The 16,098-nt window shown below is 40.7% G+C and carries 15 protein-coding genes; 5 read left to right on the forward strand and 10 right to left on the reverse strand.

Annotated features, from left to right (window positions below; all coding sequences use genetic code 11):
* Positions 1–49 precede the first annotated feature (49 nt).
* Positions 50–667 carry a nuclear transport factor 2 family protein gene (locus tag N7974_RS05040; RefSeq protein ID WP_262964553.1) on the forward strand — a complete coding sequence of 206 codons (618 nt, stop codon included), beginning with the start codon at positions 50–52 and terminating at the stop codon, positions 665–667.
* A gap of 121 nt (positions 668–788) precedes the next feature.
* On the opposite strand, the gene N7974_RS05045 is transcribed toward N7974_RS05040, so the two are convergent.
* Together N7974_RS05045 and N7974_RS05050 are read right to left on the reverse strand one after the other, a co-directional pair.
* A complete protein-coding gene (locus N7974_RS05045) occupies positions 789–2,159 on the reverse strand; it encodes a sigma-54-dependent transcriptional regulator (protein ID WP_262964554.1) in 1,371 nt (456 codons plus the stop codon).
* Positions 2,146–3,636 carry a sensor histidine kinase gene (locus tag N7974_RS05050; RefSeq protein WP_262964555.1) on the reverse strand — a complete coding sequence of 497 codons (1,491 nt, stop codon included), beginning with the start codon at positions 3,634–3,636 and terminating at the stop codon, positions 2,146–2,148. The genes N7974_RS05045 and N7974_RS05050 overlap by 14 nt, the downstream gene beginning before the upstream one ends.
* A gap of 223 nt (positions 3,637–3,859) precedes the next feature.
* Between N7974_RS05050 and N7974_RS05055 the strand changes: the two genes are divergently transcribed.
* The 3 genes from N7974_RS05055 (at position 3,860) to N7974_RS05065 (ending at position 6,577) form a co-directional block, all read left to right on the forward strand.
* On the forward strand, positions 3,860–4,813 hold the full coding sequence (locus N7974_RS05055) for a hypothetical protein (protein WP_262964556.1): 954 nt from the start codon (positions 3,860–3,862) through the stop codon (positions 4,811–4,813).
* Between the two features lie 532 nt (positions 4,814–5,345).
* Complete coding sequence (locus tag N7974_RS05060) at positions 5,346–5,486, forward strand: hypothetical protein (RefSeq protein ID WP_262964557.1); 141 nt, start codon at positions 5,346–5,348, stop codon at positions 5,484–5,486.
* Between the two features lie 41 nt (positions 5,487–5,527).
* Positions 5,528–6,577, forward strand: a complete 1,050-nt coding sequence (locus N7974_RS05065) for an acyltransferase family protein (protein WP_262964558.1) — start codon at positions 5,528–5,530, stop codon at positions 6,575–6,577.
* A 43-nt stretch (positions 6,578–6,620) separates the two neighbouring features.
* On the opposite strand, the gene N7974_RS05070 is transcribed toward N7974_RS05065, so the two are convergent.
* The 8 genes from N7974_RS05070 to N7974_RS05105 all read right to left on the reverse strand — a co-directional run bounded on the left by N7974_RS05070 (position 6,621) and on the right by N7974_RS05105 (position 14,890).
* Entirely contained in the window at positions 6,621–8,189 is a 1,569-nt protein-coding gene (locus tag N7974_RS05070; RefSeq protein WP_262964559.1) for a SpoIIE family protein phosphatase, read from the reverse strand.
* A gap of 24 nt (positions 8,190–8,213) precedes the next feature.
* A complete protein-coding gene (locus N7974_RS05075) occupies positions 8,214–8,801 on the reverse strand; it encodes a lytic transglycosylase domain-containing protein (RefSeq protein ID WP_262964560.1) in 588 nt (195 codons plus the stop codon).
* A gap of 8 nt (positions 8,802–8,809) precedes the next feature.
* On the reverse strand, positions 8,810–10,012 hold the full coding sequence (purT, locus tag N7974_RS05080; RefSeq protein ID WP_262964561.1) for a formate-dependent phosphoribosylglycinamide formyltransferase: 1,203 nt from the start codon (positions 10,010–10,012) through the stop codon (positions 8,810–8,812).
* Positions 10,009–11,604, reverse strand: a complete 1,596-nt coding sequence (locus tag N7974_RS05085) for a MutS-related protein (protein WP_262964562.1) — start codon at positions 11,602–11,604, stop codon at positions 10,009–10,011. Before N7974_RS05085 ends, purT begins: the two co-directional genes overlap by 4 nt.
* A 63-nt stretch (positions 11,605–11,667) precedes the next feature.
* Positions 11,668–12,642 carry a ferrochelatase gene (gene hemH, locus N7974_RS05090; RefSeq protein WP_394813051.1) on the reverse strand — a complete coding sequence of 325 codons (975 nt, stop codon included), beginning with the start codon at positions 12,640–12,642 and terminating at the stop codon, positions 11,668–11,670.
* A 1-nt stretch (position 12,643) separates the two neighbouring features.
* Complete coding sequence (gene folE / locus N7974_RS05095) at positions 12,644–13,186, reverse strand: GTP cyclohydrolase I FolE (RefSeq protein ID WP_243218387.1); 543 nt, start codon at positions 13,184–13,186, stop codon at positions 12,644–12,646.
* Between the two features lie 125 nt (positions 13,187–13,311).
* A complete protein-coding gene (gene dusA, locus N7974_RS05100) occupies positions 13,312–14,304 on the reverse strand; it encodes a tRNA dihydrouridine(20/20a) synthase DusA (RefSeq protein ID WP_262964564.1) in 993 nt (330 codons plus the stop codon).
* A 172-nt stretch (positions 14,305–14,476) separates the two neighbouring features.
* Positions 14,477–14,890, reverse strand: a complete 414-nt coding sequence (locus N7974_RS05105; protein WP_262964565.1) for an HIT domain-containing protein — start codon at positions 14,888–14,890, stop codon at positions 14,477–14,479.
* Positions 14,891–15,000: 110 nt separating this feature from the next.
* On the opposite strand from N7974_RS05105, the gene N7974_RS05110 reads away from it, so the two are divergent.
* Positions 15,001–16,047 carry a hypothetical protein gene (locus tag N7974_RS05110; RefSeq protein WP_262964566.1) on the forward strand — a complete coding sequence of 349 codons (1,047 nt, stop codon included), beginning with the start codon at positions 15,001–15,003 and terminating at the stop codon, positions 16,045–16,047.
* Positions 16,048–16,098 lie beyond the last annotated feature (51 nt).

The following is a 16,098-nucleotide window of genomic DNA, read 5'->3' on the forward strand; positions in this document are numbered from 1 at the left end:
GGAAGTCCTTGTTCTGGCTACCCTATACTGCAAATTTCTGGAGTTTTCAGTGATCATATTTAACCTGTTAATAAAGAGTCACTCCCGTCATCATACCAATAAAAGCATGACTGGATTAGCAGGATTATTAAGTCTATTGTGCTTGCTAAGCGGTTGTCAGGGGGCATTAACTCCCGAACAGGTTACTACGGAATTTTGGCAAGCGATGGTAGAAGGTAATATTGACTCTGCCAGAAAATATGTGACTCAGGAAACCCAACAACTGGTGGCTAAACAGCAAAATATGGATGATGCGACGCTAAAAACCGGCGCTATTTTAATCGACGGATCCAATGCAACGGTGTCTACGATCATAACGCTAAAAGACCCTGAAATTAATAAAGTTTTATCTTTTAACACCGTTTTATTAAAAGAAAATGATCTATGGAAAGTTGATTATCAGCGAACACTCAATAATCTTTTAAACCTGCCTTTTGGAGATATTTTTAAAAGCTTGCGGGGTATAGGTGAAACCATTAACAATGGACTGAAACAACAGATTCCTTTATTTGAGGAACAAATCAAATCCTTCAGTGAAGAATTAACAAGACAAATGGATGAGTTTCGTCATCGATTGGAAAAATCCTTTCCTCCTGAAAAACAGGAATCTCATTCTGGCAGCATATAAGCGTTTTTTTCCAAGTATTTCTAATGCTTTGGCTGACTGCCAACCGCCAGAAATTAATGCTGATCCGCGGCATAAAACATTTACTCGGCCGGTAATTAGATTGTCATAATCAAGCCGTCAATTAAATTTCATCACCCAACTTTCGATAAAGTGTGCCTCGATCAATCCCTAATATTTTAGCCGCTTGCGCTTTGTTGCCTTGGGTTATTTCCAAAATGCGGTGGATATAGTTAATTTCCAATTCTGCCAGAGTCATTGATTGAGTTGCCGCATTACCTGAAAAATTACCCTCAATAGGTAGTTGCGTGGCCTGAGCCAAGTCTTCAAGCAGGATCGTATCATGCTCGGTCAAAGCAACTGCCCTCTCCAACGTATTAGCCAATTCACGTACATTCCCGGGCCATGGATAAGCCCGAATCCACCTCATGGCTTCGGCAGATATACCCTTTATTTGTCTTTGTAATTTTGTCTGGGCATTTTGTAACAAATGATCAACCAGATACTCCAGATCTGGCCGGCGTTCTCTTAATGGTGGAATGTCCAAACGAATGACATTAAGGCGATAGTAAAGATCCGGGCGTATCAAGCCGTTTTGTAAGGCTTTTTCAATAGGTTGGTTAGTCGCAGCAATAATACGCACATGAGTGGCAACTTCGCTAGCCGCTCCTACGGGTCTTACTTTGCCTGTTTCCAGTGCTTGTAATAACTTGGGTTGAATTGCCAAAGGCATTTCGGCAATTTCATCCAGAAACAACGTGCCACCCTCGGCTTCAACAAATAATCCTGCGCGATGTTCACGGGCATCCGTGTAAGCGCCTTTACGGACACCAAACAATTCGCTTTCCACTAAAGTAAACGGTAATGCTGCACAGTTGATTTGTAGAAAAGGGCCGTTAGCCTGTGGACTATGTTCATGAATAAAGCGCGCTAAAGCTCCTTTACCGACACCACTTTCACCCGTTAGCAGTACCGGGGAGTTGATCTTGGCGGCCCGACCGGCAAGTTGCAGTATTTTTTTCATGTTGGGACTTTCGGCAATCAAGCCACGTGGCGTGGGATTTTGATCTGACGTGCCAACACGAACAATTTCCCTGTGCATTTGTCGGTCGTTAAACGCGCGTTCAATGGAAGCCAACAAGTCATTTAAGGAAAACGGTTTGGTTACAAAACCACAAGCCCCTGCCTGTAGACTGCGTACCCCTAAATCAATACTGCCAAAAGCAGTCATCAATAAAATTAATTGCTCGGGCTTTCGGGCATGAATAGCCGACATCAAATCCAGACCACGCATACCGGGCATTTCTATATCGCTGATCACCAAATCAAAATGCTCTGTTTCCAAACGCTGCAAGGCTCGTTGTGGATCAGTTTCACCGCTCGCTTTATAACCATTGTCATTGAGCATTTCAGTCAAATAATCAGTAACATCGCTTTCGTCATCAATGACCAGCAATTGCCTGTTTTTTTGTGTTGCTTGATTAATTAACACCATGATGGGGTTTCTCCACAGGTAATATGATGGTAAAAGCACTACCTGCACCCAGTATGCTTTCGGCTTTAATACTGCCGTGATGTGCCGTGACAATACTGTGGGCGACGGCAAGCCCAAGTCCGACACCGCCTTGTTCATGCCGGGTAGTAAAAAATGGCTCAAACAGGCATTTTAGTGTTTCCGGCGGCATTCCACAGCCGTTGTCCCTGATAATCAGATGTACGGTTTCGGTAACCTGGTTGTTAACCGGATTAGGCGTGAGTGGATGTTGTTCAACAGTCACAACAATGTGCCCGCCAGCACCGCTTGCAGATAAGGCATTGGTAATCAGGTTTAAAATAATTTGCTGAATACCGTCGCTATCGGCCAGAATCAAGGGAAGATCTTTTGAGGCGGTAAAGCTCAGTTTAACTTGTTTTTTGTGAGCTTCGTATGCCAATAAATTGAGCACAGCATTAACAGGTTCACGTAAATCAATACAGGTTATGTTAGCCGGCCTGCGTCTGGCAAATTCCAGTAGTTGTTGAACAATACGCGTGATTCGTTCAGTTTGCGACACCAATATACCAGCGTGACGAATAACCTCCCCAGGTTGGTCTGCACACAACAACAGATGCTCTCCCCGGCCTTTTAATATCTGTAACGGTGAGCCGATTTCATGTGCCAGTCCTGCCGATAATTGCCCGATGGTAATCAGTTTATCGGCTTCTTGAAGCCCGGTCTGGATTTGGCGACGAGATTGCGCTTCTTGTTTAAGTTTTTGTCGGACTATGGCTAATTCTGCCGCCATGACATTGAATGTCTTTAACAGAATACCAATTTCATCTTTTTGAGTAATGAGTGGTAACGGCGAAAAATCGCCATCCCGTATTTGTTTCATACCATTAGCCAGTCGTTGTAAGGGCCAGCCGATATAAATCAAACCAATAAATGTACAAAAAGGCGCTGCAATTAAAATAAAAACAAGTGTAGAAATAGCAAGGTTACGTTGCGTAATATCAAGATCTCGGCGCATTTCATGCAGGTCACGCACCAATACCAAAATACCAAGTTTTTTGCCCTGTATATTTTGTAAAGGCAGGCGTAAAGCAATGTATTCAGGATTCGTATCGGGATAAAAAAACTGATCGCTGTCATCATCTTGCAAAGCGACATTAAGCCTTTTCTGGAAATCGCTTGCGTAAGAATTACCAATAATATCGGGAAAGCTCTGACCCTGATCATCGTAAATCCGAACTTTTAGTTCAGGTTCAATTTGCTCAAGTCCTTTTAGGAGCTCTGAAATATCACCCAATTGCTTATCCCGCATGGCATTTACAACAGCAATTTGCAAACCTTTTCCAAGTAGTTTTGTTTGCTGACTAATAACCCGGGTTAAATCTTTTTGCTCAAGCGAAAGATTATAGAAACCATAGCCGATAAATATAAGCAAACCAATAGAGGTTAACGATAAGGTGAGTTTAGTGGAAATGCGCATGGAACAATATGTTTTAATTTTCTACATAGCTGTAGTTTATCGCAACACATATAATTACTCCAAGTATTTTAAAAACTCTTAAACCATGTCTATCGAAATAATTTTACTTATCTCCAGTAAAAGTATTTTTCAAAAAAAACAGTGAGATAAGATAAGCTAATTCGAGTACAACAAGATAATTCCCTGATTTCAGTGTAGTTGGCGTGATTATTGATTGATTTATATGATCATCTTTCTAAATATGGGCATACAAAATCTTGCGCGATTATTTATTAGTTCTTTTTATCCCGGCTTTTTCACTGAACGACTACAAAAAATACAGCACAGACAAACCTGCGCGCCAACCATCATCGGTTGTTACCGCAGAAAATTATCAATCCCCGCTGTATTTATGAAAAAAAAGCTTCAACATAAGCAACATCTTCTTAAACAAAGCCTATTTTTAGGTTACTTAAGCTGCCTGATACTAATTATGTCATTCTCTGTAGAGGCTGATGACAGCCATTCCAAAATGGGTACTGCCGTGCCAAGTAACAATACACCGCATATTCCTGAACCCATGGTTTTCGATTTAGTAAGACCGCTAGGCGTTCGCCAGGGCGATCTGGAAATGAATGTGCTATCCGCACACTCGCTTAAAAGCGGTCAAGCCGGATGGGCTCCCGAAATTGAATTTGGCTTGTTCGATAACTTTGCTGTGGAACTTGAGATGCCGTTCGATCAGTTGTCATTGAGCGATTACAAAGTAGCCGCCCAAGGAACATTAGGCACCGGATTTAACAACCGTTTCATACATGGCTGGCAAATGATTGGTTATCATGATAGAAAAGAACAAAAATACTCAATCGACAGCATTTATATAGCCGGATTTCGTTGGAATTCAGCAATAAGTAGCCTTAGTATGATAGGCTTACGCCGCAAGAACGTCGAACGTGATGGCCATTTTGTAGGCCTGTTTAATAGCAGCTGGTTTTACGATCATTCGGAAAAATTAACTTTGGGAATTGAAATGAATAACGAATTCAGCAGGGAATCGAAATGGCATTATCTGCTGATGCCCCAAGTACACTGGAATTTTAATAATCATGTCACAATACAATTTGGCGCGGGTTTCAGTCAGACCGATGGCCGTCATACCGACTGGTTGGGTACTTGGCGAATGATTTACGCCTTTTAGGTGTATCTAACTCAATCTTCAAGTTTTGTTACCTTGATTTTATAATTCGTAGATTATCTACGATCCCGACAAATAAAAATTTGAAGTAAACGAAAAAGGGCACTGCAAGACACAAGATCATTAAAAAACAGGGATACTATCCAGGATAAGCGTATATAAATAAAAGCTATCTATAGATTTCCAGATAAATAATTTCGATGCTAACGGATAACATCCGTTGAAGGGATGGTATCCGTAGGAGTTTACAGCGATGCGAATGGAAATTTAATTTCTGAAAGTCTATATAATCAATAACTTCAGATTTTAATAAAGTTTAAATTAGTAAGCCACCTTTAAAAATCACGGCGATAATTTTAAAAAAACAATAACCATATAATTTTTATATTAATATCTTTATCTATGCGCAACTTATTTTTGGGTTTACGGGTGTTGTTAAACTCATTTGAACAGCTTGCTCATTAATATAACATTAGTCACTTTAGCCAGAGATATTTACACAACTTTTATGCTCAATGAAACAATGAATTACACGATGCACGAACCCATCCTCCTGCTGCTGGAGAGGGCTGAATTGACGACTTGCCTGGATGCAGGAACCGTTGCCGAGAACAAGAAAATCAAACAGTTACGCTCACATTATCCCATTGGCGTTCTCTTTTTGGCGAACAAGTAGTAACACTTATATAAATACCTATGCACTTTAATAACAAAAACATGCACTTAAATTCATTTGAATATTTTAGAAGTTTAGCCATATTATTCATAGTTGCCGGTCATTGTTATACGTACTGGGCTATAGACTCATTTTATGAAAAAGTGTTTGCCAACCTGATCACTGGAGGCACTATTTTATTTGTGTTTATTTCCGGTTTCTTTTTTCATCATGTTTTTTATCCTACATTTCAGTACCAACAATTTATTTTTAAAAAAGCGAAATATGTTTTACTGCCATACACCTTGCTAACCATCGCCGGTATTACCTGTTTTGTTTTTTATTTGGATCGACCACCTTATGCTGAAATTTTTATCACTAACCAAATAAACAATTGGCATCAATATATCTGGCTATGTCTTCAATACTGGTTGGTAGGAAACATATTGGATGCTTATTGGTATGTCCCTTTTATAATGATTATTTTTGCTCTGTCACCGCTCTTTATTAAACAAATACAGCTACCCATAAAGGTTCAATTATGGCTATTTATTTTTCTATTATGCATTTCGAGCTTGATTCACCGTCCAGCGCATAATTTATCGTCTTTTCATTCTGTTATTTATTTTATTCCTATTTATATGTTGGGCATTATGTGCTCTATAAAAAAAGACCAAGTATTTCATTTTTTAAAAGACAAGAGTTTTATTTTAGGTCTCTCTATTATTTTTCTGTCAGCCGCACAAGTTTTAATCTACAAGCAGTATGGTACTTTTCATAAAGAAAATCTGCTTTCTTATGAAGGCATTGATTTGATCATTTTCCAAAAAATACTGATGTGTTTTTTCCTGTTATCGGTAATTCAGAAATTTAAGGATAAACAGATACCTTTTTTAAAATATATAGCCTCGACGAGTTTTGCTATTTATTTCATACATCCATGGATTCTTTATTTCTTTGATTATTTATCCGTTTTTAAACGTTTCAATTTTCTTCCCGGAACACTTGGATTTATGGTTACTGTACCGCTGGTTATAGCTATAAGCTTGGCTATCGCTGTCATGTTTAAATGGATACTTGCTAATAAAAGTCGCTTGGTTATTGGTTGGTAACCCAATAACCAATAAAGATTTATCTTTTATTTAAGCCAGGGAATTAACCCCGCTTAAAAACCATTAAAGTAATATCATCATTAAACGATTCGCTTTGGCAAAACTGTTTTAGATGCGTTAGCAGTGCTTCAATAATTTTTTCTGGTGAATGTTGGGCATAGTGAGCAAAAAGCTCACACACACGTTCTATGCCAAAAAATTCACCGTCGGGATTTTCGGCTTCCGTTAAACCGTCGGTATAAAGCAAAATTAAATCGCCTTCGGAAAGCGTGGTGTTTTTTTGCTCATAAAAGACATTTTTACGTACCCCTAATATCATACCCTCGGCATCAAGCTGTCTACAGACAGTTTGAAAAGGGCTGAGTAATAGCGGCGGTGGATGTCCGGCATTGGCAAAGCTTAATTGCTGGTTGGTGATGTTATATTGCAAATAAAACAGGGTAATAAAATAATCAGCATTATCCAAATCATCAAATAAAAAATCATTAAGCACTCCCAGTGTTTCAGAGGGCGTACCCAACCTGTTTACCTGTGAGCGAATGGCGCTTCGTGTTTCAACCATAAAAAGTGCCGGGCCAATAGAATGACCAGACACATCGGCAATGACAATATCCAGACAGTCTTCATTTCGAAAAAAATAATCAAAATAATCACCGCCAACCTGATCGGCAGGCAAGCAATAACCGATAATTTCAAAATGCCCGGATTTAATTGGTGCTGAGGGTGACAAGGAAGCCTGGATTCGTTGGGCAATATTGATTTCACTCTGGGCAATTGCCAGCTTGACTTGGGCCTCAAGAATTTTTTGTTCAGCGGCTTTTCGGGCAGTGATTTCGTGGATAAAACCACTAAATATATAGGCGTTACCCAACTTTAAAGGAGCAACACTAAACTCAACCGGAAACTCGGAACCATCCCTACGTATTGCGACATACTCAAGCAGTTGATTTAACTGGGGGCCAATTCCTGTATTTAGAAAGAGTTTTAAGCCCAGCCGATGAGCATCACGAAATCGCAACGGGATAATTAACTCGTCAAGACGCTTACCGATAGCCTCATCACGCGACCAGCCGAACATTTTATCAGCCTGGTAATTCCAATCGGTAATCAGTCCGTAGGAATCCATAATCACAATCGCGCTTAAAGAGCTTTCAATAATCAGTCGTGTGCGTTTTTCGCTTTCTACCAGCGCATCCTGAAAATGCTTTCTTGCGGTAATATCCCGATCAACACCACGCCACTTAAGCAACTTTCCTTCTGCGTTAATGATAGGCAATCCGGTCGATTCGGTAAAAACGGGATGTCCATCTTTATGACGATAGTGATTGGTTAAGGCATAAAAAGGCTGACGGCTAGTCGAATAAGATTGCTGCTCAGCTTGATCCTGAGAGGTTAAAAATTTAGTGTAATGTTTGCCAATAACTTCCGTCTCGCTAAATCCGAGAATTTGGTTAACAGCAGTACTACTGTAGATATAATAGCCTTGGGGGTCTTGCTCCCATAACCATTCACCAGTCATTTCCGCCATTTGCCGAAAACGCTCTTCACTTTCTCTTAGTGCGAATTCGACTTCCTGACAATGGAAATTATTTTCGTCAACCTCCACAGCCATAATTAGCGGATGATTATAAAATGGTCATCGATGATATAAAGCCAAAACCTGCTTCACATAATTTTGTGTTTCAGGGTACGGTGGAATTGAGTTTTTATGGCGTATAACGGCATTTTCACCGGCATTATAGGCGGCAACAGCAAGATCCAGATTTGGATTAAACAGGGTAATTAAATGTTTTAAATAGCGGGCACCACCGTCAACATTCTGATCGGGATTATTACGGTCGATAACGCCAAAGCGTCTTGCTGTCTCAGGCATCAATTGCATAAGACCGACCGCACCCTTTGGGGATTGAGCACTTGAATTGTAAGCCGATTCTGTTTGAATAACGGCATGTAACAATTTAGCATCAACCTGATGTCGATAAGCCGTTTGTTCAATAAGATCGGTAAATCTTTTTTTATTGGTACCGGTAAAATTCTGTGCTTTTATGATGTTATTTTTTGGCGAATAACTGACGGCTTTTGATTTTATAATAAGCTTATACAGACTATTGCGAGGTTCATCCGTATAGTAAACATGGCCATCATTATCCGTATACTTGTATATATCGGCTATTACCCCTTTTGAAAGCAATAGAGTCAATAAAATAACAGCAATTTTTATCATTTTGTTACCTAAAGCGCTGCTTTAACAATCACTAAGTTTGCGGCTTGAAGTGCTTTACGCCTGGCCTCATCGACGCTTCCAGCAGTTGCCAAAGCCACCCCCATACGTCTGTTAACAAATGCTTCAGGTTTGCCAAATAATCTAACTTCGCTGTCAGGCACAGCAAGCGCTTGAGCCAAGCCATCATAAACAACGCCTTTGGCATTAATACCGCCTAAAATAACAGCACTGGCGCCTACGCCTTTCAAACTGGTATTAACCGGTAAGCCTAAAATGGCTCTTGCGTGTAACTCGAATTCATTTTGATTTTGCGTCACCATAGTCACCATACCGGTATCGTGAGGCCTGGGACTGACCTCGCTAAACCATACCTCATCGCCCTTGATAAATAACTCAACACCAAATAAGCCAAGTCCGCCAATTTCATGGGTTACTTTAAAAGCAATGTCCTGAGATAGTTTTAACGAGGCTGCACTCATGATTTGTGGTTGCCAGCTTTCCCGATAATCGCCATTTTCCTGAATATGCCCAATAGGTGCGCAAAAACCGGTTTGTACTACGCCATTCTCATTCAAGGAACGGACAGTCAGTAAAGTGATTTCAAAATCAAAATCAATTTTGGCTTCAACAATCACTTTACCCGTATCAACACGTCCGCTGGACTTTGCGTATTCCCATGCCTGTTTAAGCTGATCAGGGCTTTTAACCATGGACTGACCTTTGCCGGACGACGACATGGTTGGCTTAATAAAGCAAGGGTAATCGATGCCATTGTTAACAGCGGCTTGTAATTCATCAAAACTTTGTGCAAATGCATACCTTGAGGTGGGGATTTTTAACTGTTCAGCAACCAGCGTTCTAATCCCTTCTCTATTCATGGTCAACTGAATAGCTCTGGCGTTGGGTACGACAGTGCATTGTCCTTCGGCCTCAATATCAGCAAGTGCCTGGGTTGCAATCGCTTCAATTTCAGGAATAATAAAATGCGGTTGCTCCAGTGCAATCAATTTTTTTACTGCCTCGGAATCGGTCATATCAATCACGTAACTGCGATGGGCAACCTGATGTGCCGGCGCATTCTGATAGCGATCGACAGCAATTACTTCGACACCGTAACGTTGCAATGAAATAGCAAGTTCTTTGCCTAATTCACCACTGCCCAGCAACAAAGCGCGTGTTGCTTTACCCGTTAATGCAGTACCTATTGTCATTTTGCATCCGCCAGATAGTTGTCTATATCTTCTTTTGAAAAACCGATTTTTTTAGCGACGCGATCAGCATGGCTAACCCGGGAAATTCCTGAAATTAATTTATAGCTGGGCATATCATTGGCAAACTCAACTTGTCTTGGCAAGCCGATTCGCTGACGCACAAACTCATCAACCAATTGATGGTTATGGGTAATCAAGATAGTACTGTTACCTTTGCGATAAAAACCGTTCAGCACATTCGATGAAGATTCCATTTTTTCTTCAAACGTTGTACCTTCTGACAATTCATCCAACACCACTAAACTTTTAGGACTTGTTGCCAAAAATATATCTTTGGTACGTTTTAATTCTGTCCCAAAACGCCCTTCCCCATCATTTAAATGACTAACTTCAGATACTTGATAAAAAATCCTGTCAGCTACCGTCAGCGTTACCGCTTTTGCAGGTACATAACAGCCAATTTGCGCCAAGAGTTGAATTTGCGTAATGGTTTTACAAAAAGCCGTTTTACCGCCACTATTAGGGCCGGTTATCAGTACCAATTTATCCTCTTCCAAAACAAAATCGTTGCCGACATATTCGGGATTTCCTTTGCCCAAAACGGGATTTTTTGCATCAGCAAGATTGATACGATGATGCTCGCCATCAATCAGCGTCGGTAACACAACAGGACTACCAAAGGCGTCAGCAAATTTAATAAATGCCAGCAATTCATCCAACTGACCCAACGCATCTAATATTTCGGCAACATCTGGTGAATTTTTAAAGTCATTTCTTAAGGGAATAATACAACTGTCGCGATCAAAGCCGCCAATAACAGGAAAATAGACCAACAATAAAGGTACAAAGAAAACGATCGCCGTAGGAATTGCCTGAACGGAAAGCTTAAACATATCCGTTGGAAAAAAATACGCCAAAGCCCATACAGAAGCAAAAAACAAACTAATGAGTAACGGTTTAAATAGCCGTGGTTTAAAAATAATAGCGGGGGAAAACGAGCTCTTTCTCTCTTGCTTCGATTGAATGCCATTTTCAGAGATATAAGCCGGCCCTTCCATTAAAGAATAGGCTCGACTGCCTGCAAACGCTTTTATTTTGTCAAACAAGGTTTTTAAATAAATACTTTGTGGTATCTCGGCTTCTTGAACCTGGGTTACCAACTCAAGCATAAAACGAATACCTCTTTTATACTGCCGATAACCGTAACCTTCAATTTCATGCGCTTCCCTGGCAGTTCCAAAAGAGCCAAGAAACTCGCCAAACAGCAGTAAATAAAAGCTTTTCTCATCGTTAGCGGCGTTTTCCAGAATACGTTCCAGAGCCTCTTTTAGTGCAGAATTATTACGTAATTCTTTAACCGCATCCTGTTTAGCCTTAATTTCATCAAGCGTATCCAAGGGTTGCGTTAAAGAACGATACAATACTGCCTGCCCTATCGTCGTTGCCGCATGATTAACCGCATCAAATACTTTATCAACTTCAATCGTATTGAAGGCGCTTTCATCTATCACGCCAACGCCGGTAGCTAAAGGCTTGCTGGATTTAACAGTCGGCCAGGCATCTTGCCAACCTTGCAATATGGTTTCTTTCATGGATATTTTAACTTTTCATTTATCAGGGCGGCTAAAAAAAAGATCTTGTGTCACTATAACCACTTAATTTTTAAGTTCAAGTAAATTAATGATGGCATCGACATGCGCTTCTGAATCATTAAGCGCCGAGATATACCGATAAGCCGTTCCGCCGGACTCCATAAATATGGATTTATTCTCCATGGCTATTTCTTCCAGTGTTTCAAGGCAGTCAACAGCAAAGCCGGGGCACACCACATCAACTGTTTTAATACCTTGCCCTGGAAGCTTTTCCAGTGTGTCGACACAATAAGGTTTTAACCATTCTGCCTTGCCAAAACGGGACTGAAAAACAATCATCCATTCTTGTTCATTAAGACTCAATTTTTCAGCAATTAAATCGGCGGTTTTATGGCACTGATGAAAATAGGGATCGCCCCATTTAGTCAAAGCTTCTGGCAGCCCGTGAAAAGACATAATCAACAATTCATTTTTTGGCTGTTCACGCCATGCCTGTTCAATGGAATCGGCAACTGCGGCAATATAATCTTTATCCTGATGGTAATCACTGATAAATTGAAAAGAGGGTAAATGCCGCCATTGATTAAGTTCTTTGACTAAATCATCATAAATAGAGGCGGTGGTAGTCGACGAATACTGGGGATATAAAGGCAAGACGATAACATCAGTGATACCGGCTGTTTTAAACGCTCTTAATTGTGTTGCCATAGAGGGCTCGCCATAACGCATTACATAATTGGTAGCAATACCTTTAGCCTCCAGTTGCTCTGCGACTTTCTCGGTTAACTGCCGGGTCATGTAAGTTAACGGCGAGCCTTTTTCATGCCATACTTTTTGATAAGCTTTTGCAGACCGGCTCGGTCGAAATGGCAATACAAAAAAATTTAGTATCATCCACCACAGCGGGCGAGGCAAATTAACGACACGTGGATCCCACAAAAAATCCGCCAAAAAACGTCTGACTGCACGCGTTGTCGGTGCCGTTGGCGAACCTAGATTAGCCAGTAATACACCTGTTTTTTTAGTAGCCATAAACAACCTATCTGCTAATCAAATTTAAAAACTCTGAGCGCGTGCTAATTTCTTTACGAAAAATACCGGTCATCACTGACGTAGTCATTACCGAATTTTGCTTTTCAACACCTCGCATCATCATACATAAATGCTTGGCCTCAATAACCACGGCTACGCCTCTGGCACCGGTTGAAAGCTCAATCGCATCGGCAATTTGTTTGGTCAGTTTTTCCTGAATTTGTAAACGCCGTGCATACATATCAATGATACGAGCTACTTTGGATAACCCCAGCACTTTACCCTGAGGTAAATAACCTACATGACATTTACCAATAAACGGCAATAAATGATGTTCACATAACGAGTATAATTCGATATCCTTAACAATAACCATGTCTTCGGTATCGGCAGAAAAAATAGCGCCATTAAGCACTTCTTCCAAGGTCTTATCGTAACCGTTATTGAGGAATTTGAATGCTTTGGCCGCGCGTTTTGGTGTATCAATCAGACCCTCACGTCCCAAATCCTCACCGACCGCTTCAATAATTCTGGCGAAATGTTCTTCCATGCTTTTCAGTCTCACTTAATAAAAAATAGCTCGAAGTATAGCACTACCTTTTATATTACCGCCAGAATTTGAACAGTCTGAAATTTTTACAAAAAAGTATTTTTTGCCCTTACCAGCTGTATAACTCATTGCTCAGTAAACTTTAAGGCTTCCAGTATGACCTTTTCATCCGCACCTGGCTGACTGACATTTTCACTGATAGCTCTGCGCCAACCTCTGGCCCCGGGTTCGCCGTGAAAAAGCCCTAAAATATGCCGGGAGACACTATTTAAGCGCACATCATTTTTAAGCTGTTCCTGAATATAAGGAATTAAAGCAGCAACAATCGCTTGACGTGAAAGCGGTTCGCTATCAGCACCAAAAAAACGCCTGTCAACATCAGCTAACATATAAGGATTATGATAAGCCTCTCGCCCCATCATGACGCCATCAACATTTTTCAGCATTTCCTCGGCCTGATCCAATGACGTAATACCGCCATTAATAATAATCTCCAGCTGCGGGAAATCTTTTTTCAATTGGAAGACTAAATCATAACGTAATGGTGGTACATCACGATTTTGTTTGGGCGACAAACCGCTTAACCAGGCTTTTCTGGCATGAACGATAAACGTTTTGCAACCGGCACTGGCAATGGTAGCCACAAAATTCACCAACTCCTCGTAAGAATCCCGATTATCAATACCAATTCTTGATTTAATAGTCACCGGAATAGCAACCGCGTCAGTCATTGCTGCGACACATTCAGCAACCAGTATCGGATCAGCCATTAAACAGGCACCAAAACGGCCATTCTGAACCCGGTCACTGGGACAACCTACATTCAAATTGACTTCCGTATAACCATAGTCTTCAACCATCTTGGCACAAATTGCCAAATCGTGTGGATTACTGCCGCCCAACTGAAAAGCCAGAGGATTTTCAACAGCATTGAACTGTAAAAATCGATGATGATCGCCATGAATTAATGCGCCTGTTGTCACCATCTCGGTATAAAGCATGGCGTGTTGTGAAATCAACCGATGAAAAAAACGGCAGCGGCTATCTGTCCAATCGAGCATGGGGGCAACACAGAATTTTCTGCTTGGGACTTTGTTATTACTTACAATGTTATTCATTTGATTTGTTCATTTAACAGGTTCGATGGTCATACAGGTTTTTTGAAGTATTTGATACTGTAACCAGCGGTAAAAGCAAGGTATGAGTTGGTTAAGATTTAGAAAATCTGCTGTCTATTCAGATAATGTCTGTTCGCCAGGCTTACCTATGGTTAAGCCTTTCTGTAAACAGCTATATTTTTAACTGCTTTTTAACCAGAGCCATATTATCGGTAATTTGCTGCCTTGAATAAGGAACGGCGGCAAACTTTCCCCATATTGGCGCTGGCCAAGCAATATCTGTCTGATAGCGAACGACATGATGAATATGCAACTGCGGAACCAGATTACCTATTGCGGCAATATTCATTTTATCGGCGTTATAAAGTAGCGCCAGATTTTCTGCAAGCATGCTGGATTCTTCAATCAGCATGTTTCGCTCCAATTTACTGAGCTGATAAACTTCCTTTATACCGATTTTTTCCGGCACCAGGATGAACCAGGGATACTGGCTATCATTCATCATCAATAATTGGCATAACTCAAAGCGGCCAATAGCGATGCAATCTTGCTTCAAGCGAGGATGTAACTCAAATAGTGTCGTCATGTTATTTTCTAAAAGTAAAAGCAAAGCTTGAAAGCCTCTTGTTAATCAGTGTACTTTACTTCTGCTTTAAACCATAAGCACCATAACAATAATAACCAAGGGGGATTTGTATGTCTGCACATATCATTACTGCTCAAGATTTACCTGATGAGCGTAAATTAACCGTCTCATTCAGGTTATTGCTCGGGCTGTATGCAATTATCCCACTGTGCCTGATCCTGCAACTGGCTGATGGCTGGTTTTGGCACGGATTTTTAAGAGAAAATTTACCCAGCAAACCTAGCCATTTTTTATTGTTCCAAATTCTGTTCGGCACCCCCCATATTCTGGCCAGCACTATTGTATTAGTCAGCAACACTGACTATCTACGGTTTTATCGACGCAATCTAATCGCAGTAACCACTGCAATTGCGATTATCTTTGGCGTAGGTAGTTTATTTATTCCTTATCAGGTTTTTTATGTACTGGTTGCCGCCTGGACCGTATATCATGTACTTAAACAACAACATGGCGTAGCGCGTGGTGTTTGTCGCTTGCCCGCATGGGCATTTTATCTGTTATTATGGCTAAGCGTGGGCGCAGGGCTTTTTGTTTACATCGGTATTTTTCTTAAAAACAGCCTGGATGCGCAGCAAACAGAATGGCTTAAACAAATTGCCGGTTTATTATGTACAGCACTGGTGTTAAGTGCCCTTTATTGTCAACGCCATGTCACGACAGTATTTGGCAAGTGGTTTTTATGGTCCAATATCTTGCTGGTATTAAGTAGTTTTTATCTTTATCTTCAACAGTATTATTTACTGGCAATTTTGGTGCCCCGATTGGTGCATGATGCAACAGCCTATATTTTTTATGTGACACATGATTACAATAAGCATCACCAGCATCCACAGAATTTTCTTTATCGCTACGCCGCACGTTGTAATGTGCATATTTTTATTGTGCTGCCCGTCTGCTCATTAGTCCTGGCATTTTTTTTGCAGGCTTATGGCGACAACATCGTTAGCGTATTAACCGAATTCTTTTTTGGTGTCGAAATTCGCAAAGCCATTACTTTAGGATTACTGGGGTATCTCGCTTTAATGCACTACTACACGGAAGCTATAACATGGAAAGGTGATTCACCTTATCGGCAGTTTATTGCCTTTTCAAAGTAAATAAAAGTAGTCCGTAAGTCAAATCACCGGACTAATGGTTTGAAATTTGGT

The sequence above is a fragment of the Methylobacter psychrophilus genome, from assembly GCF_025583945.1.
GTDB classification, from domain to species: domain Bacteria; phylum Pseudomonadota; class Gammaproteobacteria; order Methylococcales; family Methylomonadaceae; genus Methylobacter_C; species Methylobacter_C psychrophilus.

What these genes read in the sequence shown, in the direction of transcription:
- purT (WP_262964561.1), bottom strand. Translation starts at nt 10,012, where the DNA reads ATGACAATAGGTACTGCATTAACGGGTAAAGCAACACGCGCTTTGTTG.
- N7974_RS05045 (WP_262964554.1), bottom strand. Translation starts at nt 2,159, where the DNA reads ATGGTGTTAATTAATCAAGCAACACAAAAAAACAGGCAATTGCTGGTC.
- N7974_RS05050 (WP_262964555.1), bottom strand. Translation starts at nt 3,636, where the DNA reads ATGCGCATTTCCACTAAACTCACCTTATCGTTAACCTCTATTGGTTTG.
- N7974_RS05110 (WP_262964566.1), top strand. Translation starts at nt 15,001, where the DNA reads ATGTCTGCACATATCATTACTGCTCAAGATTTACCTGATGAGCGTAAA.
- N7974_RS05065 (WP_262964558.1), top strand. Translation starts at nt 5,528, where the DNA reads ATGCACTTAAATTCATTTGAATATTTTAGAAGTTTAGCCATATTATTC.
- N7974_RS05055 (WP_262964556.1), top strand. Translation starts at nt 3,860, where the DNA reads ATGATCATCTTTCTAAATATGGGCATACAAAATCTTGCGCGATTATTT.
- N7974_RS05075 (WP_262964560.1), bottom strand. Translation starts at nt 8,801, where the DNA reads ATGATAAAAATTGCTGTTATTTTATTGACTCTATTGCTTTCAAAAGGG.
- dusA (WP_262964564.1), bottom strand. Translation starts at nt 14,304, where the DNA reads ATGAATAACATTGTAAGTAATAACAAAGTCCCAAGCAGAAAATTCTGT.
- N7974_RS05105 (WP_262964565.1), bottom strand. Translation starts at nt 14,890, where the DNA reads ATGACGACACTATTTGAGTTACATCCTCGCTTGAAGCAAGATTGCATC.
- folE (WP_243218387.1), bottom strand. Translation starts at nt 13,186, where the DNA reads ATGGAAGAACATTTCGCCAGAATTATTGAAGCGGTCGGTGAGGATTTG.
- N7974_RS05085 (WP_262964562.1), bottom strand. Translation starts at nt 11,604, where the DNA reads ATGAAAGAAACCATATTGCAAGGTTGGCAAGATGCCTGGCCGACTGTT.
- N7974_RS05060 (WP_262964557.1), top strand. Translation starts at nt 5,346, where the DNA reads ATGCACGAACCCATCCTCCTGCTGCTGGAGAGGGCTGAATTGACGACT.
- N7974_RS05070 (WP_262964559.1), bottom strand. Translation starts at nt 8,189, where the DNA reads ATGGCTGTGGAGGTTGACGAAAATAATTTCCATTGTCAGGAAGTCGAA.